This window comes from Allobosea sp. P2_A10 (genome assembly GCF_056405115.1).
The window spans coordinates 1-21,451 of record NZ_JBFUCS010000024.1 but is presented as its reverse complement, the minus strand read 5'-3'; the positions used below and the strand labels follow the sequence as shown (position 1 = coordinate 21,451).

The following is a 21,451-nucleotide window of genomic DNA, read 5'->3' as shown; positions in this document are numbered from 1 at the left end:
GCGCTTACTCCGGCAGCCTCAGCCGGTAGACGCCGCGAAAATCGTCGGGATCGACCGGGCGGCCCTTGCGGGTGATGACGATGCGGCCTTCCTTCATCAGACGGACTGCGATCCTGCGCGCCGGCTGCATCAGCGGCCCCCAGCCATCGGGATGGTCGCCGCCGACGGCGCGTGCGGCTTCCGAGGGGCAGATCGTCCTGCCCGGTCCGCGTTCGGCGACGAGCCGCAGCATCGCCGCCTCCAGCTCATCCGTTGGGCCACTCACGGCTTCGGCTCGTGTTTGCCCAACACGCCAGGCGGCGGATGGCGGAAAACGCGCGCGGCGTCGGAGGCGAATTGCCGGCGGTACATCGCGACCAGAACCGCGGCTGTGAAGATCAGGAACGTCGCCGGACCGAGGAACCAGCCCATATAGGCCAGCGCGAAGAAGAAGGCGCGCTGGCCGCGGTTGAAATGCCGGCYAGCGGCGATGTTCATCTCGGTCATCTCGTGGACGGCGCGGACCGCGTCGAGCTCGTTATGGCTTTTGGCCGGCGGCAGCGCGCCGATCAGGATGACGCAGTAGTTGAACAGCCGGTAGCTCCAGGCGAATTTGAAGAAGGCGTAACCGAAGATCACGGCCAGCCCGATGACCTTCATCTCCCAGGCGGCGCGCGTGGTCACGGCCGCGCCGAAGGGCAGATCGGCGAAGATCGCGACGACGCGGTCGGTCGACTGGAGCAGCGAAAGCGAGCCGCCGATCGCGATCAGCGAGGTCGAGGCGAAGAAGGCAGTGCCGTTCTGCAGGCCGTTCATGACCTGCGTGTCGACGATGCGGTTGTCGCGTCCCATCGCCTCGCGCACCCAGCGCGCCCGGCGCAGGTTCATCTTGATGTTCAGGCTCTTGGCGGCATGAGGTCCCATCTCGACGGCGAAATGGTAGCCGAGCCACGACGCCACGAAGAACGCAAAGGCGATCACGTCGAGGGTGCCGAATCCGATCATGAAAGCTCTCCCGGCCGGCACAGTGCGGCGCGGCCCGCGGGCGTGCAAGCGCGCGATTGACGGCGGCAGGCCAAGCCGCCACGGTGCCGCCCGCCAACAAGGGACATGCGTCATGCCGCAGATCATCACCAAGGGCTACAAGGCGCTGCTGGCGCAGGCCGAGGCGCAGGTGACAACGCTGTCGGTCGAGGATGCCAAGGCGTTGCATGGCCGCGACGACGTCGTCTTCGTCGATCTGCGCGATCCCCGCGAAGTGGAGCGGGAAGGACGCATGCCCGGCGCCTTCCATTGCCCGCGCGGCATGCTGGAATTCTGGATCGATCCCGAAAGCCCCTATGCCAAGCCGGTGTTCAGCCAGGATAAGCAGTTCGTCTTCTTCTGCGCCGGCGGCTGGCGCTCGGCGCTGGCCGCGCAGGCCGCGCAGGAGATGGGTCTGAAACCCGTTGCGCATATCAGCGGCGGCTTCGGCGCCTGGAAGAAGGCCGGTGCGCCGTTCGACGCGGCCGAACCCAAAGAGCCCGGCGGGAAGGGCTGAGTTCCGGCCTTGTCGCACTACATCATCGTTCTGCTGGTCGTCGCCTTCCTGTTTCGCAAGCCGCTCGGCCGGCTCTTCGCCAGGCAATTCCCCAACCGGGCCAAGCGGCAGCAGGTGCTGACGACGATCATCGTCGCCTTCCTGCTGGTGATCGGGGTCAGGCTTCTGGCGCTGTTCTGGTGAGGCTTTGACCGGCAGAAGCGCCATGCACAAAATGCAACTTGCGCGATCTGCTGTCCTACGGTTAATCTAGGCTCCTTGGCTCCAGCACAACACAGGGAGGGCTGAATGGAATTCATCATCAAGTTCACTCCCTCGCGAATGTCCCGCCGCTAGGCCGGACTCGCACGCGGCCCGCCCGATAGCGGTCCCGAGCCCCTTTCCATCGCGTTGTCATTTTTGCTGGAGACCGGCGTGTTGCGTCGTCTCCGCCTGATCCGGAGTCGGCTGCCGCCTCGGCGCCGAATAGATCTCATGTCCCGACAGACCCAAACCGGGCGGCAGGACGCTGCTCGAAAAGAGCCGTTCCGCGCCGTTCTCGGCTTCACCTTTCGCCATTGGGCGCGCGCGCCACGCCGCGTCGCCATGGTCGTCGCCACCGTCATGGCGGCGACGGCAGCCGACCTGTTCCTGCCGCTTTATGCCGGGCGGCTGGTCGACGCCGTCTCGCGCGACCGCGCGGCGGGGCTCGATGCCGCGCTCTCGGCGCTGGCGGCGATGCTGGCGCTCGGCGCGGTCACGGTGCTGTTTCGCCATCTGAGCTTCATCGGCATCACCGGCATGACGCTGCGCACGATGGGCGATGTCGCGCAGGAGGCTTTCGCGCGCCTGCAGCGCTTCTCAACCGACTGGCACGCCAACAACTTCGCCGGCTCGACCGTGCGCAAGATCACGCGCGGCATGTGGGCGCTCGACCTTTTGACCGACACGATCCTGATCGCGCTCTTGCCGTCATTGATCGTGCTCGTCGGCACCACCGTGCTGCTGGCCTGGCGCTGGCCGGCGATGGGGCTGGTCGTGCTCGCCGGCGCGCTGGTCTATGTCGGCGTCACGGTCGCGCTGTCGCTGCGCTATGTCGCGCCCGCCGCACGGCTCGCCAACAGCTGGGACACGCGCGTCGGCGGCTCGCTGGCGGACGCGATCTCGTGCAATCCCGTCGTCAAGGCCTATGGCGCGGAGCTGCGCGAGGACGCCCGCACGGCCGGCGTGCTGGCGAAGTGGTCCTTGCGGACGCGCCGCACCTGGGTGCGCGGCACGGTCTCTGGGACGGCGCAGCAGGTCGTGCTGCTGGCCCTGCGCGCCTGCGTCGTCGGGCTGGTGATCTGGCTCTGGGCGAACGGGCAGGCGACGCCCGGCGAGGTCGCCTTCGTGCTGACGAGCTACACCATCGTGCACGGCTATCTGCGCGATGTCGGCCAGCACGTCCACAACCTCCAGCGTTCGGTGAACGACATGGAGGAACTCGTCGCAATGCACGACCAGCCCTATGGCGTGCCCGATCGCAAGGACGCGCATGCCATGGCGGTGACGGCCGGCGAGATCGCGTTCGAGCGTGTGACCTTCCACTACGGCGGGCACGCCGAGCCGCTTTATCGCGACTTCTCGCTGACCATCGCGGCTGGCGAAAAGGTCGGGCTCGTCGGTCGTTCGGGATCGGGCAAGACCACCTTCGTCAAGCTGATCCAGCGGCTCTACGACGTGAACGAGGGGCGGATCGCGATCGACGGCGTCGATATCGCCGGGGTCACGCAGGCCAGCCTGCGCACGCAGATCGCGATCGTGCAGCAGGAGCCTGTACTGTTCCACCGCTCGCTGGCCGAGAACATCGCCTATGGCCGGACGGCTGCGTCGCTCGCGCAGATCGAGCAGGCGGCGCGGCTCGCCAACGCGCATGAGTTCATCATGCGCCTGCCCAAGGGCTACGCCACGCTCGTCGGCGAGCGGGGCGTCAAGCTTTCGGGCGGCGAGCGCCAGCGCATCGCATTGGCCCGCGCCTTCCTGGCGGACGCACCGATCCTGATCCTGGACGAGGCGACGTCCAGCCTCGATTCGGAGTCGGAGGCGTTGATCCAGCAGGCGATCGAGCGGCTGATGCAGGGGCGCACCACGATCGTGGTCGCGCACCGGCTCTCGACCGTGCGGGCGATGGACCGGATCCTCGTCTTCGACCGGGGTGTCGTCGTGGAGGAGGGGCCGCACGAGACGTTGCTGGCACGCGAAAACGGCGCCTATCGCGGGCTGTTCGAGAAGCAGGTCAGCGAGCTTGCGAAGGGGCTGGCGGCGTAGGGCCGTCAGCTCCCACGACCCTCTCCGTCATGGTCGGGCTTGTCCCGACCATCCACGTCTTCGCCCGTCGAGCGCGGTGTCGAGACGTGGATGCTCGGCACAAGGCCGAGCATGATGGCGAGCGCGTCATTTGGGCGCCAGCGCCCTCGGCCGCACGCCCGCGACAGGGCCTGGCGGCAGCGCCTCGTCGGAGGCGATCAGCCCCTTCATGTCCAGATTCGGTTTGCTCAGAAACCGATTCAGGCCGGCGATGTAAGCCTCTGGCAGCGCCCAGTGTTTGGCGCTGGCGATCACTGTTTCCATATAGCCTGGCTTGGGCCGGCCGACCTCGCCCGAGCGGCCGATATAGACCAGCGCGCGCTTGGCGCCACCCGGAACGATCACTGGCTGGCTGATCTTCACATAGAGACCGCTCGCCAGTTCCTCGAACTTGTCGAGCGTGCGAATGTCGCCGAGCGAGCAGTCCCAGAGCACGCCATGCACCTCCTCGCGCGGATCGCGGATGACCGAGGCGTAGCCGTCGCGCGTGACGATGAAGCGGTGGCGCGGCAGGCGGGCTAAGCCCAGCGCCGTCGAGCGCGGGCAGCGCTGCGCCATGCCGGCGGGATCCATGTTGAGGCCGTAGGCGAAGTAGAGGGGCATTGCAGGGCAGCACCTTCCGTCATGGTCGGGCTTGTCCCGACCATCCACGTCTTCCTAGATCGGCGGCGGTGGTCAAGACGTGGATGCTCGCCACAAGGGCGAGCATGACGGGGAGGTTCACTTCGTCTTCTGGAACAATTCCCGCCCGATCAGCATGCGCCTGATCTCGCTGGTGCCCGCGCCGATCTCGTAGAGCTTCGCATCACGCAGCAACCGCCCTGTCGGGTAGTCGTTGATGTAGCCGTTGCCGCCCAAAAGCTGGATCGCGTCGAGCGCGATCTGCGTCGCCTTTTCGGCCGAGATCAGGATCGCGCCGGCTGCGTCCTCGCGGGTCGTCTCGCCCCGATCGCAGGCTTTGGCCACGGCGTACACATAGGCCTTGCAGGCGTTCATCATTACATACATGTCGGCGAGCTTGCCCTGCACGAGCTGGAATTCGCCGATCGACTGGCCGAACTGCTTGCGCTCGTGGACATAGGGCATGACGACGTCGAGCGCCGCCTGCATGATGCCGAGCGGGCCGGCCGAGAGCACGACACGCTCATAGTCTAGGCCGCTCATCAGCACGTTGACGCCGCGCCCGACCTGGCCGAGCACGTTCTCCTCGGGAACCTCGCACTCCTCGAAGACCAGTTCGCAGGTGTCGGAGCCGCGCATGCCGAGCTTGTCGAGCTTCTGGGCGGTCGAGAAGCCCTTCATGCCCTTTTCGATCAGGAAGGCCGAGATGCCGCGCGAGCCGGCTTCCGGGTCGGTCTTGGCGTAGACCACCAGCGTCTCGGCGATGGGGCCGTTGGTGATCCACATCTTGTTGCCGGTCAGGACGTAGCGGTCGCCCTTCTTCACCGCCTTCGTCTTCATCGAGACGACGTCGGAGCCCGCACCGGGTTCGGACATGGCGAGTGCGCCGACATGCTCTCCCGAGATCAGCCTGGGCAGGTATTTCGCCTTCTGGGCGGCGTTGCCGTTGCGGGCGATCTGGTTGATGCAGAGATTTGAGTGCGCGCCATAGCTCAGGCCGACCGAGGCCGAGGCGCGGCTGACCTCCTCGATCGCGACGACATGCTCGAGATAGCCGAGGCCCGAGCCGCCATCCTCTTCCCTGACAGTGATGCCGTGAAGGCCGAGCGCGCCCATCTGCGGCCAGAGATCGCGCGGGAACTGGTTGGTCCTGTCGATCTCCTCGGCGCGCGGCGCGATCTTCTCCTGCGCGAAGCTGTGGACCGTGTCGCGGATCGCGTCGGCGGTTTCGCCGAGATCGAAATTGAAGGGGCGTGGCGCGTTGGCGAGCATTGGGGAACCTCCCGGTCGGCGTCGTTCCGGCGGCCTGTCATGTGACCGCATCCGTGCCAGCGTTATAGCGCGGTTTCGCGGCCTGTCAGGGTTGGGCGATGCAAAGCCGCCTGAGCCGATCCGCCCGCCTCAATTGCCGATCACGCCGCGACGCTTGAGCACCACCATGGTCAACAAGGCCGCCGCCAGGCACAGCAGGCTGACGAAGCCTGCGCCGAACTCCGACTCGACCCAGGGTAGCCCCTTCACATTGATGCCGAACAGGCCGGTGATGAAGGTCGCGGGCAGGAAGACCGCCGTCAGGATCGAGAGGATATAGAGCTGGCGGTTGGTCTGGCTGGCGGAGCGGGCGGCGATCTCGTCCTGCAGCAGCCGCGAACGCTCCTGCACCGAATGGACATCGTGGTTGAGGCCGTCGACGCGCTGCAGCAGCCGGGCGGCGCAGGCCTTGACCGGTTCGGGCGCGGTACGCCCTGAATGGGTCTCGGCGAAGCGGCGAAACAGCAGGTGCAGCCCGTTGAGTTGGCGGTGCAGGCGCACGGCGGTGCGGCGAACCGCGCCGACGCGCTGCGGGCCGTCGTCGAAGCGGTCGGCGAGAACGTGGTCCTCGACGCTGTCGATCTCGTCGGTCAGCCGCAGCACCGCCTCGGTGACGTCGTCGATGATGTATTCGATGACGTGCTCGAACAGCGAGACGGGAGAATCGATGCGCTCTCCATGGTTCATGGCCTCGGCGGTCATCCGGATCGACTGCAGCGCCTCGCGACGTCCGGTGAGCAGGAAGCGCTCGCCGATGATCCAGCGCAGCGCGCCCGCCGTGTCGGAGTTGCTGGCGACATCGCGGATCAGGTCGTGCGAGACGCCCCAGGCCATGTCCGCCGAATGGTCGAGACGCTGATGGGCATCCTGGGACAGAAAGGCCTCGCCTGCGGCAGCTGGAAGCACCGGCTGTTCGGTTATCCAGGCCTTGGCCCGGGTGTGGACGAGATCGAGATGGATCCAGACGAAGCTGGCGTCGCCTTCGTCGAGCAGGGGCATCGACTGCCGGGGCACGAGCTTCGGCGCACCCTCCGCATCGAAGCGATACGCCCAGATGATTCCCGATTGCGATTGCAGGTCGGGCTGGCCGGCGATGGCGATGTTCATGAGGAAAACCGGCTGGCGTTGTCGGGCGAATCCGGCGCCGCGCAGAGCGAGGCGCCGGGTTGCGGCAGTCTTCAGAAAACCTGACGCAGGATCACGAACAGCGTGCCCGAGAGCAGGATGGCGCAGGGCAGGGTCAGCACCCAGGCCATCAGCATGTTGCGCACCGTCGACATCTGCAGGCCGGACTTGTTGGCGGCCATGGTGCCGGCTACGCCCGAAGACAGGATGTGCGTGGTCGAGACCGGCAGGCCGTACACGTCGGCCGCGAAGATGGTGCCGGCGGCGACGAGTTCCGCCGAGGCGCCCTGGGCATAAGTGAGGTGCGACTTGCCGATCTTTTCGCCCACTGTGACGACGATGCGCTTCCAGCCGACCATGGTGCCGAGGCCGAGCGCAAGCGCCACCACGACCTTGACCCAGAAGGGGATGAACCGGGTCGCGTCGTCGAGCGCGTTCTTGTAGACGGTCATCACCTTCAAATCGTCGGCGGTGAAGATCTTCTCTTCCTTCTTGTCCGCCTTGAAGATGTGTTTCATCGCCTCGGAGGCGAGATACATGTCGTTGCGGGCATTGCCGACGATCGCCGCCGGATACTTGGACGGGTGGCCGTAGGTGTCGAGCTGCTTGACGATCTCCTTGTTGAGCGAGGAGAGCGCCGGGAAGGTCGAGTCGTCGATCTGCCGCTGCGAGACATAGCGCGTCACGTTCTGGCGCGGGTCGCCGATGATGGCGTAGCCGAGCGCCCTCTGGTCGATCACGGCGCTGGCGGCGATCGCCGACTTGCGGAAATTGTCGAGATCGCCGGCGGGGATCGCGCGGTTCAGTGCATAGGCGGTGGGTGCGCAGCCGATCAGGATCAGCATGATCAGGCCCATGCCCTTCTGGCCGTCATTGGAGCCATGGGCGAAGGAGACGCCGGTGCAGGTCGCAATCAGAACGCCGCGGATCCAGAGCGGCGGCGGCTTGTTGCCCTTCGGCTCGGCGTAAAGCTCGGGGCTCTTCACCAGCAGCTTGAGGCTGAGGAAGACGAGCGCGGCCGCGATGAAGCCGAACAGCGGCGAGATCAGCAGCGACCAGCCGATTTCAGTCGCCTTGGTCCAGTCGACGCCCGAGGTGCCGTTGCTGGGGCTGAAGAGCTGGTTGGCGAGGCCGACGCCGATGATCGAGCCGATCAGCGTGTGCGAGGACGAGGCCGGCAGGCCCAGCGCCCAGGTGCCGAGGTTCCACAGGATCGCGGCGATCAGCAGCGCGAAGACCATGGCGAAGCCGGCGCCCGAGCCGACATTGAGGATCAGTTCGACAGGCAGCAGCGAGATGATGCCGAATGCGACAGCTCCAGACGCCATCATCACGCCGAGGAAGTTGAAGAAGCCCGACCATACGACGGCGACATTGGCCGGCATCGCATGGGTGTAGATCACGGTCGCGACCGCATTGGCGGTGTCGTGGAAGCCGTTGACGAACTCGAAGCCGAGCGCGATCAGCATCGCCACGCCCAGCAGCAGGAATGGCAGCCAGGTCGTCGCGGGCGTGCCTGCCGAGGTGATGTCCTGGTAGAGCGAGAAGGCCATGTAGGCGAGGCCGGCTGTCATGATGCCCGCGAAGAAAGCCAGCGCGCCAAAGCCCTTGGGAGCGTCCAGCTTCGGCCTGTCGGCATCCGGGCCGTGGCCGGCTTTCGTGTCCAGCGACATACTCGTCATGGAAAAACTCCCCAGTACCCGATCATGCGGGCAAACTGGTCGCTTTCTCTGACAGCGTGATGACGCGTTTTGCCGCTGGAAAGCTCAGTCCCGGGCGAGCGAGCCTGTCCCGGCGGGATCGCGGCCTGCCGCGGTTCTGGCTGGAAGTCTGGCCGGGGGAACCAGCCGCAGAGGTGCGCCGCCCGCTGCCTTGGGCGCTTTGGACCCGGCCGAAGTCGTCGGGGCCTTGGCCCCCGCCATCTTGGGCTCAACGCCGCGCCAGATGCGCGATCCAATGTCGAAATGGCCGGATTTCCAGGCGGCGAATTCGCTCTCGGAACCAAAAAAGGCGTTGCGGTCGACATTCTCGCTGATGCCGGGCACGCGCCCTGTCGTGGTGAACTGCCAGAACTCCCACTGCTTGCGCTCGTAGCGGTGATGCAGGGGCGCGGCGGTCGAGCGCAGCCAGTAGGGATAGTCGTTGAACTCACCCTCGAGCACGTCCTCGTGGAAGGTGATGTCGGTGTAGATGATCGGCTTCTTGCCGGTGTGGTCGTGCAGTGCCTTCAGCATCTCTCGGATTTTCGCGAGCGCCTTGTCGCGCGGAATCTTCTTGCCACATTTATCGGATTCGCCCTGCCATTCGACATCGAGCACCGGCGGCAGCGCATCCGCATCGCGCGGGATATGCTTTTTGAACCAGCGGATCTGGTCCTTGGCCGGGCGGCACCACCAGACGAAATGATAGGCGCCACGCGGCACGCCGGCCTTCTTCGCCTCGGCCCAGTTGCGCTTGAAGCTGGGGTCGAGATGATCGCCGCCTTCGGTCGCCTTGATGAAGGCGAAGCGCGTATCGGCGTCCTTGACCTTGTTCCAGTCGATCTCGCCCTGCCAGCGCGAGACGTCGATGCCCTGGATCGATTTGCGGCGGGCGTCGCGGACGCCGGTATGGGGGTCGTCGTCGCCCTTCTTGGGGTAAAGCGCGGCAGCGGGCGAGGCGAAGATCGCGAGCAGGCCTGCGCCAGCAAGCGCATACTGCAAAAGCCGCCCGAATTTCGTCGCCCCGACCGGCATTCGCCCCTCCATCGCCTTTCCAGATGCGAGCAGCGTGGTTAAGGCCCGGTTAGAAATCGCTTGCATCCGAATGGCTTGTTTCGGTGTTGGTTAACCGGGGAGGGCGCGCGCTTGGACGAGCGACGGGACGGGCGATTCAAGACGGCGCTGGCTTATGGCGTCCATGTCTTCACGGCGCTGGGCGCGGCGCTCGGGCTTCTCTCGCTGCAGGCGGTGATCGCGGGCGATCTGGCGCAGGCTTTCTGCTGGCTGGCGGCGGCGCTGGTGGTCGACGGGCTGGACGGGCCGCTGGCGCGACGGCTGCAGGTCAAGACGCTGGCGAAGCGCTATGACGGCGCGCAACTCGATCTCGTCGTCGACTTCATCACCTATGTCTTCGTGCCGGCCGCCATGCTGCTGCGTGCCGACGTCATGGCGCAGCCCTGGGGCCTGCTCTGCGGCCTCGTCGTGACGCTGACCAGCGCGCTCTATTTCGCCGATACCGGCATGAAGACCGACGACTGGTGGTTTCGCGGCTTTCCGGCGGTGTGGAATCTCGTCGTGTTCCACATCATCGTCTTTGCGCCGCCGGCCTGGGTTTCGGTCGCCGTCGTGTTGGTCGCGACGGCGCTGATGTTTTCCCCCGTCGTTTTCGTCCACCCGGTCAGGGTTCGCCGCTGGCGCGGGCTGACGCTCGTGGTGCTTGTCTTATGGACGGGTGCCGCCGCTGGCGCGATCTGGCAGGAGATGCGCCCGGGCTGGCCGATCAAGGCGATGCTGCTCGCAGCTGCCGCCTATTTCGTCCTGCTGGGTCTGGCTCGCGCGCGGTTGGACCGTCCGGAGCGCGACCCAATCGGCTAGCGCAGCGCCATCGCGCGCTTGCCCAGATGCGGCGAGGATGGCACCGGCTGCAGCCCGCCGGGGATCGTCGCGACGGGCGCCTCCTCGTCGTCGGGCGGCACTGGCGGTTCGTTGACGATGCTCGGGCTCGGCTGCGCCGGCGACTGGCGACGCCGCGTCCAGGCGCGCGTGCCGATATCGAACTCGCCGTTGATCCAGCCGATGAACTGCTCTTCGCTGCCGAAGAAGGCGTTGCGGTCGACATCGCCGCGGATGCCGGGCACGCGGCCCGTCGTCGTGAACTGCCAGAACGCCCAGGGGCGGTTCTCGTAGCGCGTCTCGGGTTTGGCCGCCGTCGAGCGGATCCAGTAGGGATAGTCGTTGAACTCGCCCTCCAGCACGTCCTTGTGGAAGGTGATGTCGGTGTAGATCACCGGCTTCTTGCCGGTCAGCTGTTCGAGTTCGGTCAGCATCAGCTGGATCTTTTCCAGCGCCAGTGTCCGGTCGATCTTCTTCGGGCAGGTTTTGGAGTGGCCGTTCCATTCCACATCGAGAACCGGCGGCAAAGCGTCGGGATCATTGGGAATATGCTGCTTGAACCAGACCGCCTGCTCGTGGGCGGGGCGGCACCAGAACACGAAATGATAGGCCCCGCGCCGCACGCCGGCGCGGCGCGCGCCCTCCCAGTTGCGCTGGAAGGCCGGGTCGATGTGGTCGCCGCCCTCGGTCGCCTTCATGTAGACGAAGCGCGTGCCGGCCGACTTGACCGAGGCCCAGTCGATCTCGCCCTGCCAGCGCGAGATGTCGATGCCCTGGACGGCATAATTCTGCGCCGAGGCGACGCCGGGATGGGGCCGGTTGTCGCCCTTGAGCGGGTAGTTGCCCTCCATCGCGACGCAGCCGCCCAGCAGCACGAGCGCGGCGGCGGCAAGCAATCGGGCGGGGCGAAGCGGGAATTTACGCAAGGAGGTCATCTCGCGCAGAATTGGGGAGAAAACTTGACGTCCGGTTTACGTTACCGGGATTCGGCCGTCTTCGTCAGCCCAGGCCGAGCCACAATGTCGCAATCCCGAGAAAGGCGAAGAATCCGACGACGTCGGTCACGGTGGTGACGAATGTGCCCGACGCAATCGCGGGATCGACGTCGAAGCGGTCGAGCAGGAACGGGATCGCGACGCCCGCCAGCGCTGCCGCCATCAGGTTGACGATCATGGCAACGCCGATGACGCCGCCGAGCGCCGGGTTTTTGAACCAAAGCGCGGCCACGATGCCGGTGATCAGCGCGAAGGCCGCGCCGTTGACCAGCGCCACGATGACCTCGCGCTTGAAGAAGCGGCGGATATTCCAGGAGCCGAGTTCCTGTGTCGCCAGTGCGCGCACGGCCACCGTCATGGTCTGGGTCGCGGCGTTGCCGCCCTGGCTGGCGACGATCGGCGCGAGGATCGCGAGCGCGACCACCTGCGAGAGCTGCGCCTCGAACAGGCTCATCACAGAGGCGGCGAGGAACGCAGTGAACAGGTTGATGAAGAGCCAGCGGAAGCGGCTCTTGGCGATCTCGCGGACGGGATCGGACAGTTCTTCGTCTGCGTTGACGCCGCCGAGCTGCTTGACGTCGTCGTCGGCTGCTTCCTCGATGACATCGACGATGTCATCGATGGTGAGGACGCCGACGAGTCGCCCGGCACTGTCGATGACGGGCGTGGCGATCAGGTTGTAGCGCTGGAACAGGCGCGCGACATCCTCGATGTCGTCGGTTGCCCTGACCGCGCGGCTGTCCTCCTCCACCAATTCGGAGATCGCGACGGGGCGCTGCGTGCGCAGCAGTCTGTCGAGCGGCACCGAGCCGACGAAATGATGGGACGGGTCGGCGACCAGCACCTCGAAGAAGCGCTCCGGCAGGTTCTCGGTCTGGCGCAGATGGTCGATCGTCTGGCCGACGGTCCAGAACGCCGGCACGGCGAGAATATCGCTCTGCATACGCCGGCCGGCGCTGTCTTCCGGATAATCCAGGCCCTGCTGCAGGACGATCCGCTCGGCGGGGGAGAGCCTGTCGAGCACGTCCTGCTTGTCGGCCTCCTCCATGTCCTCGAGGATGTAGACCGCGTCGTCGGTATCGAGGTCGCGCACGCCTTCTGCGACCGTCTCGGCCGAGAGTTCCTCGAGAATCTCCTCGCGGACGGCGTCGTCGACTTCTGTCAGCGCGGCAAAGTCGAAATCGGCGCCGAGCAGCGAGATCAGGCGCGGGCGCTCATCGGCGTCGAGCGCTTCGAGCAAGGCGCCGAGATCGGCCTCGTGCATGTCCTCGACGACGGCGCGCAACGTCGTCAGGTCCGACAGCAGCAGCGCCTGAGAGACGCGTTCGACCAGCGCTGGATCGATCGCTCCGTCCTCGTCGCGAATCGGGCGTTCGCGCGCTTCGCCCGCAGCCGCTTCGGTGTCCGTCATCGGTCCGGCTCCGTATGCGAGGACAAGCGGGGATTCGCTGGCAGGTTTGGCAGTCCTTGTGTCAGCCGGCTGCTGCTCTTGCAACGCAGCATCTTTTGCAACGCAGAATCCGGGCCTCGACGCATCAAAGCCCGATGCGGTTCAAAGCCGACATGCGGGATGCGTTTGCGGATGCGCCTTGCAGCCGGATGTGGCGCGCGCGCTTGCGTAGCAGGAACCAAATGCAAACGGCGACCCTTTCGGGTCGCCGTTTGCAGGGCTTTCGCCCGGATCTGGTGCGGTCAAGAGGACTCGAACCTCCACGGGTTTCCCCGCTACCACCTCAAGGTAGTGCGTCTACCAGTTCCGCCATGACCGCAGCGGCTCCAACAGCGCCGTGCGTGACGGCAACCCAGGAGCGGCGCGGGTCTAGCAAATCGAATCCGTCGCCACAAGAGCGTTCCGTCAAGAATGCGTCATGGACCTGCGCGCTGCGCGCAGTCAGGCGGCCTGGGCGACGTTCTGCAGCGAGTAGACGGTCGGGCGCATCAGCAACTGGGTGATCTCGACGGAGATCTTGGCGCCGCTGACAACGACATTGCCCTTCGCGAAGGGGTGGTTGTTGGCGAGGATCTGGACTTCCTCGGTATCGGTCGCGTTCAGTTCGATGATGGCGCCGCGGCCCATGCGCAGCAGCTTGTAGATCGGCATCTGGGTCGAGCCCAGCACCACCGTGAGTTCGACAGGAACGAGATCGAGATCGGCCTTCAAGTCCTGCCTCCGAAACCTTAACTCTGCAATTCGACTAACGAAACTTGCCCGGAGGCCATTTTCGAGCGCAAGAGGCGCGTGTCGTTTCCGGTAAAGCAACGATGACCAAACAGGGTTAATGGGCAGTGAAGACGCGCGAGGCGCTATCGGTTTCGTTCTGGCCGCAAGCCGGATCCGACCCGGTCGAATGGGTCGTGACCGAGGGCCTGACCGGCTATGAGGCGGCGGTTGCCGAGATGGAGTCGCGCGCGGCGCTGATCGCCGACGGGCAAGCACGCGAGCGTGTCTGGCTGGTCGAGCATCCGCCGCTCTATACCGCCGGTACCTCGGCGAAGGACGAGGACCTGATTCTGCCCGGTCGCTTTCCAGTGCATCGCACGGGCAGGGGCGGGCAATACACCTATCATGGGCCGGGCCAGCGCGTGGCCTATGTCATGCTCGACCTGAAGCGCCGCGATCCCGACCTGAGGCGCTTCGTGGCCGCGCTCGAAGCCTGGCTGATCGGCACGCTCGACGGCATGAACATCCGGGCCGAGCGGCGCGAGGATCGGGTCGGCGTCTGGGTCAGGCGGCCCGAGAAGCGGGCAAGAACCGGCGAAGGCGGCGCCGAGGACAAGATCGCCGCGATCGGCATCCGCGTGCGGCGCTGGGTGTCGTTTCACGGCATTTCGCTCAATGTCGAGCCGGAGCTGTCGCATTTCGACGGCATCGTGCCCTGCGGCGTCAGCGACCAGGGCGTGACGTCGCTGGTTGATCTGGGGCTGCCGGTGACGATGCCGGAGGTCGACGATCTTCTGCGCAAGCAGTTCGAGCGCATCTTTGGGCCGACAGTCTCGGCATAATCCCCGGTTGGCGTTTGGGCCGCGCCGCGCCATAACCCGGCTTGAACGGGAAGACTGTGGGAGCGCGACGTGCCGGTCATCGAGAGCAAGGTCGATCTGAATTCGGCCGAGACGCGCGCCAATGCCGAGAACTGGGTGCAGCTGCGCGCCGAACTGAGTGAGCGCCGGGCCGTCGCGGCTGCCGGCGGCAACGCGAAATCGCGCGAGCGTCACACCGCGCGCGGCAAGCTCTTGCCTCGCGAACGGGTGCTGCGCCTGCTCGATCCGGGCTCGGCCTTTCTCGAGATCGGCTCGCTCGCCGCCTTCGACATGTACGACAAGGAGATCCACGGCGCCGGCATGATCGCCGGCATCGGCCGTGTCGCGGGCCGCGAATGCATGGTCGTCTGCAACGACGCCACCATCAAGGGCGGCACCTATTACCCGATGACGGTGAAGAAGCATCTGCGAGCGCAGGAGATCGCGGCCGAGAACCGGCTTCCCTGCATCTATCTCGTCGATTCCGGCGGCGCGAACCTGCCGCACCAGACCGAGGTCTTCCCCGATCGCGAGCATTTCGGCCGGATATTCTACAATCAGGCCAATCTCTCGGCTGCCGGCATTCCGCAGGTCGCCGTCGTGATGGGTTCCTGCACGGCCGGCGGAGCCTATGTCCCGGCGATGTCGGACGAGACGGTGATCGTCAAGAACCAGGGCACGATCTTCCTTGGCGGGCCGCCTCTGGTGAAGGCCGCGACCGGCGAGGTCGTCACCGCCGAGGACCTTGGCGGCGCCGATGTCCATGCCCGCCTGTCGGGTGTCGCCGACCATTATGCCGGCGACGACACCCATGCGCTCGCTATCGCGCGCCGCATCGCAGGCACGCTGAACAGCGTCAAGCGTCCGGATATCGACATCGCGGAATCCGTCGAGCCGCTCTACCCGGTCGAGGAGCTCGAAGCGGTCGTCCCGACCGACCTGAAGAAGCAGTACGATATCCGCGAGGTCATCGCGCGACTGGTCGACGGCTCCGAGTTCGACGAGTTCAAGAAGCTCTATGGCAAGACGCTGATCACCGGCTTCGCCCGCATCCACGGCATTCCCGTCGGCATCATCGCCAATAACGGCATCCTGTTCTCCGAGAGCGCCATGAAGGGTGCGCATTTCATCGAGCTGTGCTGCCAGCGCCGGATCCCGCTGCTGTTCCTCCAGAACATCACCGGCTTCATGGTCGGCCGCGATTTCGAGACGCGCGGCATCGCCAAGGATGGCGCGAAGCTCGTTACGGCGGTGGCCTCGGCGCGCGTACCCAAGATCACCGTGCTGGTCGGGGGCTCGTTTGGAGCTGGCAATTACGGCATGTGCGGCCGGGCCTATTCGCCGCGCTTCCTGTTCACCTGGCCGAACTCCCGCATCTCTGTGATGGGCGGCGAGCAGGCGGCGAGCGTGCTCGCGACCGTGCGCCGCGACAACATCGAGGCCGAGGGCAAGGACTGGTCGGCGGATGATGAAGAGGCGTTCAAGGCCCCGATCCGCTCGAAATACGAGGAGGAGGGCTCGCCCTATCACGCCACGGCGCGGCTCTGGGACGACGGGATCATTCTGCCCTCGGAGACCCGCCGCGTGCTGGCGCTGGCCTTTTCGGCCTGCCTCAACGCGCCCGTGCCGGAGACGAAGTTTGGTGTGTTCCGGATGTGAGGCAGGCCGGCGCGTTTACGCTCCGCCCAGCATCTCGTCCATTGCGACCAGCGCGGCCGCGTAGCCGCGCGCGCCCAGGCCCGCCAGCACGGCGGTCACGACCGGCGACATCAGCGATTTCTGGTAGATCGCCTCGCGCTTGTGGACGTTCGAGATATGGAACTCGAAGATCGGTCCCTCGAACATCTTGAGCGCGTCCATGATGGCGACGGAGGTGAAGGTGAAGCCGGCCGGATTGATCAGGATTCCCGCGCCCTCGTCGATCGCCTCGTGAATCCACTCGATCAGCTCGTATTCGCGATTGGACTGGCGGAAGACGATCGCGCGGTTGGGCAGGGTGGCGCGGCAGAGCGTCTCGATCTCGGACAATGTGGTGTGGCCGTAGATTTCCGGCTGGCGGCGGCCGAGGCGGTTCAGATTGGGGCCGTTCAGGACATAGATCGGCTTGTTCATGGGCAAGGCTCCGCTGCGGCGCAGCCCTTGCGAGAACCGCGGCCGGACAGGATCGTCATGACGCCGCGCCATCATCGTGATGGCGCGGCGTCAGAAAGCGATCAGGCGACGGTGAAAGGAATGTTCTCGAGGCTGTCGGGGAATTTGTGGACCGGAACCTTCATCCACTTGTCGTAGACCGTCTTCAGCTCGCCGCTGGCCTTGATCTTGTCGATGAAGGCGTTGATCGCGACGTTGATCTCCTTCTCGCCGAGGCGGGTGCAGGCGCCGTTGTAGAGGTTCTGGAATTCGAGCTTGTTCTCGTACTCGCCCGGCTTCGCCTGCTCTATGCGCTGGATGTAGAAGATGTTGCCGCCGAGCGCCTGGACCTGGCCGGAGACCAGCGCCTGGATCGAGGGCGCATCGCCGTCATAGCGCCGGATCGTGGTCGAGGCCGGTGCATTCTTGGTCACCTGCGTATCCTGCGCCGCGCCCTTGGCGACGCCGATGGTGAACTTGCCCATGTCCTCGTTGGTCTTGATCACGTCGCTTTTCTTGCCGATCAGCACGATCGTGTTGGCGACATAGGGCTTGCTGAACTGCACCGCCTTGGCGCGCTCGGGCAGCATCGCCATGGTCGCAAACAGCACGTCGACGCGGCCGGTGGTCAGAGCCGGGATGCGGTTGTTGACCTCCAGCGGCACGAATTCGACGGCGACGCCGAGTTCCTTCCCGAACAGCGCGGCGATGTCGGCGTCGAGCCCGTCCTGCTTGCCGGCGCTGGTGACGAAGCCCCAGGGCGGGTTGTCGCCCTGGATGCCGACGATGATCTTGCCCTTGCTCTTGATCTCGGCGGGCGTGACCGCGCGTGCGGGCCGCGTCATGACCGCCGGCGCGGCGATGAGCGCGGCGGCGCCGAGCAGGATCTGGCGGCGCGGCAGTTTGAATTCAGACATGGTCGTCCTCCCGATGATGTCGGCCCGCACGGCGCGTCGATTGGCCATGGCAAGCCTTGCGCCCGCAGTTTCACGGGTCGCTCACCCGGCAATCTTCCATCCATCGACTTCAATTTCAACAGATGAATTGGAAAATATCAGAGATTTTTGCGATGACCGGTGTTAGACCTTCGGCTTGCGGACTGCCCGAACCAGGTTGGGCGCCGCAGGGAAACATGGACGAACTCAGCCAATGAACCAGCTTTCGGCGGAGATGCTGCGCGACGAGGCCGATGCCGGGACGGCGGGCGAGCAGGCCTATGACCGGATCCGCGCCGACATCGTCTTCGGCCGCCTGCCGCCGGCGCAGCGGCTCAGGCTGGAGAAGCTGCGCGGCGACTATGGCGTCGGCATCAGCACCTTGCGCGAGATTCTCAACCGGCTGGTGCCGGAGGGGCTCGTCGTCGCCGAGGGGCAGCGCGGGTTCCAGGTCGCGCCCTGCTCGGCGGGGGATCTGCGCGACATCGCCGCGCTGCGCCTGCTGCTGGAGCGGCATGCCATGGCGGAGTCGTTTGCGGCCGGCGACATGGAGTGGGAGGGGCGCGTCGTCGCCGCCCACCACAAGCTCGCCCGCATGGAGGAGCGGCTGCTGGCGGGCGACCGCGCGGAGACTGAAAGCTGGAAGCGCTATGACTGGGAGTTCCATCAGGCGCTGGTCTCGGCCTGCGGCTCGCCGGCGCTGCTTTCGATGCATTGCGGCGTCTATGACCGCTATCTGCGCTACCAGATGGTCTTCGTGATCTTTCGCGGCGCGGTCGCCGCCGACGAGCACCGGGCGCTGCTGGGCGCCGCGCTGAAGCGCGATGTCGGTGCGGCGCAGCAGATCCTCACCGACCATATCCAGGGCTGCGTCGACTTCGCGCTGGCCCGGGGCATCTGACGCCGCTCACGCCACTGTGACCGGCGCGGCGCGCTGGCGACTTGGCATCGGCGCGCGGGCGCAGCACTCTCCGGCTCCTTTGCGCCAACGGGAGTTTTCGCCCATGTCCATGTCAACGCTGACCGCCGCCAAGCCGCTGCTCGAAGGGCTCGACGGCCTCGTCAAGGAGCCGTTCTCGCGGCGCGGCTTCGTCATGACCGGGCTCGTCACCGGTTTCACCGCCGCCACCACCGTGGTGCAGGGCCAGACGATCTCGACCGACGCCACCGGGCTCGTGGCCGGCGAGGTCCAGATCCCGACGACTGATGGCATGATGCCGGGCTATCGCGCCATGCCGGCGGGCGCGGGGCCGTTCCCGATCATCCTCGTCAACGAGGAGATTTTCGGCGTCCACGAATACATCAAGGACACCTGCCGCCGCCTCGCCAAGGCCGGCTACTGCGCGGTCGCGCCGGAACTCTACGCCCGCCAGGGCGACCTCACCAAGATGACCGACGTGCAGGCGATCGTGCGCGACGTCATCGCCAAGAAGCCCGACGCCGAAATGCTCGCCGATCTCGACGCCGCAGCGAAATGGGCCGCCGCCAGCTCGAAGGGCGACGCAGGCCGGCTCGGCGTCACCGGCTTCTGCCGGGGCGGGCGCGGCGTCTGGCTCTACAGCGCCCACAACCCGGCGGTGAAGGCCGGCGTCGCCTGGTACGGGCCGCTCGGCGGCAACAAGACCGACATCCAGCCGAAAACCGCTGCCGACATCGTCGGCGATCTCAAGGCCCCGGTGCTGGGCCTCTATGGCGCGGCCGACACCGGCATCCCCGTGGCCGATGTCGAGAAGCAGGCCTCTGCGGCGAAAGCCGCCGGCAAGACGGTCGAGATCACGATCTATCCCGACACGCCGCACGGTTTCCACGCCGATTACCGGCCGAGCTACCGCAAGGACAAGGCCGATGACGGCTGGGCCAAGATGCTGGCCTGGTTCAAGAAATACGGCGTCGCCTGAGGCGGCGGCCGCCGCAGGCGCGCGAATCCGCCGCCTGCGGCGCTCATGGCCCGAAGCGCGCGCTCTCTTCGGCGACGCGCGCATCCGCCTGCGCGATCGCCTCGTCGGCGTCGAGCCCGTCGCGCCGGTTCTCCAGCGCGTAGCGTGTCAAACGGCGGTCTTCGTCGGGCATCGCCTGCATGTGGGCGTAAAGGCAGCTCGCATCGTCGCGCTGGCAGCTCTTGGCCCGCTGGCAGGCCTTGTTCTCGCAGCCGCGCCAGACCTCCAGCAGATCGCCCATGCGATGCAAAACCTGCTTGCGCAGCGCCTGGACGCGGTGGAACTGAGCGATGTGTTCGGCGCTGAAGGACGATGTCTCGCGCTTGGGCATGGCGGGCTCCTGGGGTTGGGGGGAGGGCGTCAGGGGACAGACGCTCGACCAGCGAGGCGTCATGGTCGGGCTTGACCCGACCATCCCGGAAACCAGTGTCTTCTCGTCCTGAGATTCTCGGGTCTGCGCTTCGCTTCGCCCGAGAACGACGCATGCATTTTCCCGCCAGCGCGCTCACGCCGACGTTAGAATCAGGGGCTGGCGGAGCGCCGCGAGGCGCGAGAGTGATCCGCATCCATTGAGCCAGGACGCGGCGCGGCGGGGTTGAGCCACCCGTCGCACGCCCCGTGGCGCTCCGCCTTCGGCGATTTTGGGCTCCGGGCCGCGCTTATCGGGCCGTTAGCCAGCCTCCGCCGCGAGCCGTTTCGACGCCAGTTCCCCTCATCGGGTTGTCGCGTCTAGTCGGGCATGGGACGAGGGCGTGCTGCCGCCGACCGTTCCAGCGAGCTCCTCGCACAGGGACCGTAGTGTCCCCAGGGCGGTGCCCCGAAGCCTCCCGAGTCTGGCTTGTGAAACCAGCCGCAGGCGCCGACCCGTCACCCGACCAATGGCACACCTCCGGATGGCCGCCCCCTTTGGGTGATGGGCGAGGGCAGGATAGGGCGGGTGGGAAGGGGCGGGGATAAGATTGCTGAAGGCTGCTGACAAGGGACTGACGCCCATGGCGGAAAGGCGCTGGAAGAACCCCTCTCCCGGAGGGAGAGGGGCAGGGGTGAGGGGAAGGACGTTCTCCGCATCGAGCGCGACCTGACCGCAGCACCGGCTAGCATCGACGGCTCGCTGGTCCCGCGTCCGTCACCTCACCCCTGCCCCTCTCACTGATCTCGGGCTTGCCCGAGATCAGCACCTGGAGTGTCGAAGTCGGGTAAACCCGACTTCGATGCAGGAGAGGGGGTCTTCCAGCGCCTTCCCCCGTCATGGTCGCCCTTGTGGCGACCATCCACGTCTTCGCCCGACTCCCAGTGTCGCAAGACGTGGATGCTCGGGACAAGCCCGAGCATGACGGAAGGCACGACGCCTCTGTCCTTCTCCCCCGAGGGGAGAAGGGAGGCGCGCGCAAGCTCACTCCCTGAAAGTAGTCGTCCCGGTCGGAGCCGTCGAAACGGCCGCCCGGCATTCAGCACTTTTTGAAATCTGCGCCCGGAGCCGCAGACGCAAGTGTCGTTGCGGCCGAGCTTCTCCTGCAGTTCGACATCGCCATGGACGATGCGGACGCCGCGCTTCACGCGCGTCTCGGATGGTTAGGATATGCGACGTTTATTTATCGCGTTGAAAAAATAATCGTTTCTCATTTTATGTGATTTATAATCGTATGCAAAATTTTATTCTCAAATAAATAAATATCATCTGTATCATTCACTATTGAATGATCAGAAATTTTTTCTATATCAAGAGACATGTTCTCTATATCAGAATTATACGTCGACCTAATTTTAGTAACAGGCAGTTTGTCTCTCTTTTTTATTCGTTCTTCTCTTCTTTCGTCACTAGCAGTCAGGTATATAATAATACATCTGCCGAATTTATTCCTTATAATCTCAGCGGTTTCTTTCKGTCTAATTCCATCTATGACAATATTCCTGTCAATTTTCATTTTTTCAATGATTT

The 21,451-nt window shown here is 65.6% G+C and carries 23 protein-coding genes and 1 tRNA gene; 8 read left to right on the top strand and 16 right to left on the bottom strand.

The window, feature by feature from the left end:
• Positions 1–4: 4 nt before the first annotated feature.
• Both AC1DZY_RS23650 and AC1DZY_RS23645 read right to left on the bottom strand, forming a co-directional pair.
• Positions 5–232, bottom strand: coding sequence for a DUF3253 domain-containing protein (locus tag AC1DZY_RS23650; RefSeq protein ID WP_476822646.1), 228 nt, complete (start codon positions 230–232; stop codon positions 5–7).
• A 29-nt stretch (positions 233–261) separates the two neighbouring features.
• Positions 262–984, bottom strand: coding sequence for a DUF599 domain-containing protein (locus tag AC1DZY_RS23645; protein ID WP_476822611.1), 723 nt, complete (start codon positions 982–984; stop codon positions 262–264).
• Positions 985–1,096: 112 nt separating this feature from the next.
• On the opposite strand from AC1DZY_RS23645, the gene AC1DZY_RS23640 reads away from it, so the two are divergent.
• The 3 genes from AC1DZY_RS23640 to AC1DZY_RS23630 all read left to right on the top strand — a co-directional run bounded on the left by AC1DZY_RS23640 (position 1,097) and on the right by AC1DZY_RS23630 (position 3,805).
• Positions 1,097–1,519 carry a rhodanese-like domain-containing protein gene (locus tag AC1DZY_RS23640; RefSeq protein WP_476822610.1) on the top strand — a complete coding sequence of 141 codons (423 nt, stop codon included), beginning with the start codon at positions 1,097–1,099 and terminating at the stop codon, positions 1,517–1,519.
• 9 nt (positions 1,520–1,528) lie between these two features.
• Entirely contained in the window at positions 1,529–1,702 is a 174-nt protein-coding gene (locus tag AC1DZY_RS23635) for a hypothetical protein (RefSeq protein WP_476822609.1), read from the top strand.
• Positions 1,703–1,993: 291 nt separating this feature from the next.
• Complete coding sequence (locus tag AC1DZY_RS23630) at positions 1,994–3,805, top strand: ABC transporter ATP-binding protein (protein WP_476822608.1); 1,812 nt, start codon at positions 1,994–1,996, stop codon at positions 3,803–3,805.
• Positions 3,806–3,931: 126 nt separating this feature from the next.
• Here the strand turns inward: AC1DZY_RS23630 and AC1DZY_RS23625 are convergent, their stop codons facing one another.
• From AC1DZY_RS23625 to AC1DZY_RS23605, 5 genes are all read right to left on the bottom strand, one after another.
• The gene (locus AC1DZY_RS23625; protein WP_476822607.1) at positions 3,932–4,447 is read right to left on the bottom strand and encodes a gamma-glutamylcyclotransferase family protein; all 516 of its coding nucleotides are present in this window, start codon (positions 4,445–4,447) and stop codon (positions 3,932–3,934) included.
• A gap of 117 nt (positions 4,448–4,564) precedes the next feature.
• Positions 4,565–5,737, bottom strand: coding sequence for an isovaleryl-CoA dehydrogenase (locus tag AC1DZY_RS23620; protein ID WP_476822606.1), 1,173 nt, complete (start codon positions 5,735–5,737; stop codon positions 4,565–4,567).
• 129 nt (positions 5,738–5,866) lie between these two features.
• Positions 5,867–6,883, bottom strand: a complete 1,017-nt coding sequence (locus tag AC1DZY_RS23615; protein WP_476822605.1) for a CorA family divalent cation transporter — start codon at positions 6,881–6,883, stop codon at positions 5,867–5,869.
• 71 nt (positions 6,884–6,954) lie between these two features.
• Complete coding sequence (locus tag AC1DZY_RS23610; RefSeq protein ID WP_476822604.1) at positions 6,955–8,583, bottom strand: inorganic phosphate transporter; 1,629 nt, start codon at positions 8,581–8,583, stop codon at positions 6,955–6,957.
• Positions 8,584–8,667: 84 nt separating this feature from the next.
• Entirely contained in the window at positions 8,668–9,636 is a 969-nt protein-coding gene (locus AC1DZY_RS23605) for a glycoside hydrolase family 25 protein (protein WP_476822603.1), read from the bottom strand.
• Between the two features lie 111 nt (positions 9,637–9,747).
• Here AC1DZY_RS23605 and AC1DZY_RS23600 point away from each other — a divergent pair, with 111 nt between their 5' ends.
• Positions 9,748–10,476 carry a CDP-alcohol phosphatidyltransferase family protein gene (locus AC1DZY_RS23600; RefSeq protein ID WP_476822602.1) on the top strand — a complete coding sequence of 243 codons (729 nt, stop codon included), beginning with the start codon at positions 9,748–9,750 and terminating at the stop codon, positions 10,474–10,476.
• Here the strand turns inward: AC1DZY_RS23600 and AC1DZY_RS23595 are convergent.
• From AC1DZY_RS23595 to AC1DZY_RS23580, 4 genes are all read right to left on the bottom strand, one after another.
• Positions 10,473–11,429 (bottom strand): glycoside hydrolase family 25 protein, encoded by a 957-nt coding sequence (locus AC1DZY_RS23595; protein ID WP_476822601.1) that lies wholly within the window; start codon positions 11,427–11,429, stop codon positions 10,473–10,475. The two genes, AC1DZY_RS23600 and AC1DZY_RS23595, sit on opposite strands and share 4 nt — an antisense overlap.
• 64 nt (positions 11,430–11,493) lie before the next feature.
• The gene (gene mgtE, locus AC1DZY_RS23590; RefSeq protein WP_476822600.1) at positions 11,494–12,900 is read right to left on the bottom strand and encodes a magnesium transporter; all 1,407 of its coding nucleotides are present in this window, start codon (positions 12,898–12,900) and stop codon (positions 11,494–11,496) included.
• Between the two features lie 273 nt (positions 12,901–13,173).
• Positions 13,174–13,258: transfer RNA gene (locus AC1DZY_RS23585), tRNA-Leu, on the bottom strand.
• A gap of 122 nt (positions 13,259–13,380) precedes the next feature.
• Complete coding sequence (locus AC1DZY_RS23580) at positions 13,381–13,650, bottom strand: FliM/FliN family flagellar motor switch protein (protein WP_476822599.1); 270 nt, start codon at positions 13,648–13,650, stop codon at positions 13,381–13,383.
• Positions 13,651–13,775: 125 nt separating this feature from the next.
• On the opposite strand from AC1DZY_RS23580, the gene lipB reads away from it, so the two are divergent.
• Together lipB and AC1DZY_RS23570 are read left to right on the top strand one after the other, a co-directional pair.
• Positions 13,776–14,492 (top strand): lipoyl(octanoyl) transferase LipB, encoded by a 717-nt coding sequence (gene lipB / locus AC1DZY_RS23575; protein WP_476822598.1) that lies wholly within the window; start codon positions 13,776–13,778, stop codon positions 14,490–14,492.
• A gap of 135 nt (positions 14,493–14,627) precedes the next feature.
• Entirely contained in the window at positions 14,628–16,169 is a 1,542-nt protein-coding gene (locus AC1DZY_RS23570; protein ID WP_476822645.1) for a carboxyl transferase domain-containing protein, read from the top strand.
• 15 nt (positions 16,170–16,184) lie between these two features.
• Here AC1DZY_RS23570 and AC1DZY_RS23565 read toward each other — a convergent pair whose 3' ends face one another.
• Both AC1DZY_RS23565 and AC1DZY_RS23560 read right to left on the bottom strand, forming a co-directional pair.
• Positions 16,185–16,622 (bottom strand): type II 3-dehydroquinate dehydratase, encoded by a 438-nt coding sequence (locus AC1DZY_RS23565; RefSeq protein ID WP_476822597.1) that lies wholly within the window; start codon positions 16,620–16,622, stop codon positions 16,185–16,187.
• 101 nt (positions 16,623–16,723) lie between these two features.
• The gene (locus AC1DZY_RS23560) at positions 16,724–17,557 is read right to left on the bottom strand and encodes a transporter substrate-binding domain-containing protein (RefSeq protein ID WP_476822596.1); all 834 of its coding nucleotides are present in this window, start codon (positions 17,555–17,557) and stop codon (positions 16,724–16,726) included.
• Between the two features lie 232 nt (positions 17,558–17,789).
• On the opposite strand from AC1DZY_RS23560, the gene AC1DZY_RS23555 reads away from it, so the two are divergent.
• The gene (locus AC1DZY_RS23555; RefSeq protein WP_476822595.1) at positions 17,790–18,476 is read left to right on the top strand and encodes a GntR family transcriptional regulator; all 687 of its coding nucleotides are present in this window, start codon (positions 17,790–17,792) and stop codon (positions 18,474–18,476) included.
• 103 nt (positions 18,477–18,579) lie between these two features.
• Positions 18,580–19,473 (top strand): dienelactone hydrolase family protein, encoded by an 894-nt coding sequence (locus tag AC1DZY_RS23550; RefSeq protein ID WP_476822594.1) that lies wholly within the window; start codon positions 18,580–18,582, stop codon positions 19,471–19,473.
• Positions 19,474–19,516: 43 nt separating this feature from the next.
• Here AC1DZY_RS23550 and AC1DZY_RS23545 read toward each other — a convergent pair whose 3' ends face one another.
• The 3 genes from AC1DZY_RS23545 to AC1DZY_RS23535 form a co-directional block, all read right to left on the bottom strand.
• Positions 19,517–19,843: a hypothetical protein gene (locus AC1DZY_RS23545; protein ID WP_476822593.1), complete on the bottom strand. Its 327-nt coding sequence runs from the start codon at positions 19,841–19,843 to the stop codon at positions 19,517–19,519.
• Positions 19,844–20,658: 815 nt separating this feature from the next.
• Positions 20,659–21,069: an SEC-C metal-binding domain-containing protein gene (locus AC1DZY_RS23540; RefSeq protein WP_476822592.1), complete on the bottom strand. Its 411-nt coding sequence runs from the start codon at positions 21,067–21,069 to the stop codon at positions 20,659–20,661.
• 62 nt (positions 21,070–21,131) lie between these two features.
• Positions 21,132–21,451, bottom strand: a 320-nt coding sequence (locus tag AC1DZY_RS23535) for a hypothetical protein (RefSeq protein ID WP_476822591.1), incomplete at its 5' end; no start/stop codon positions are given.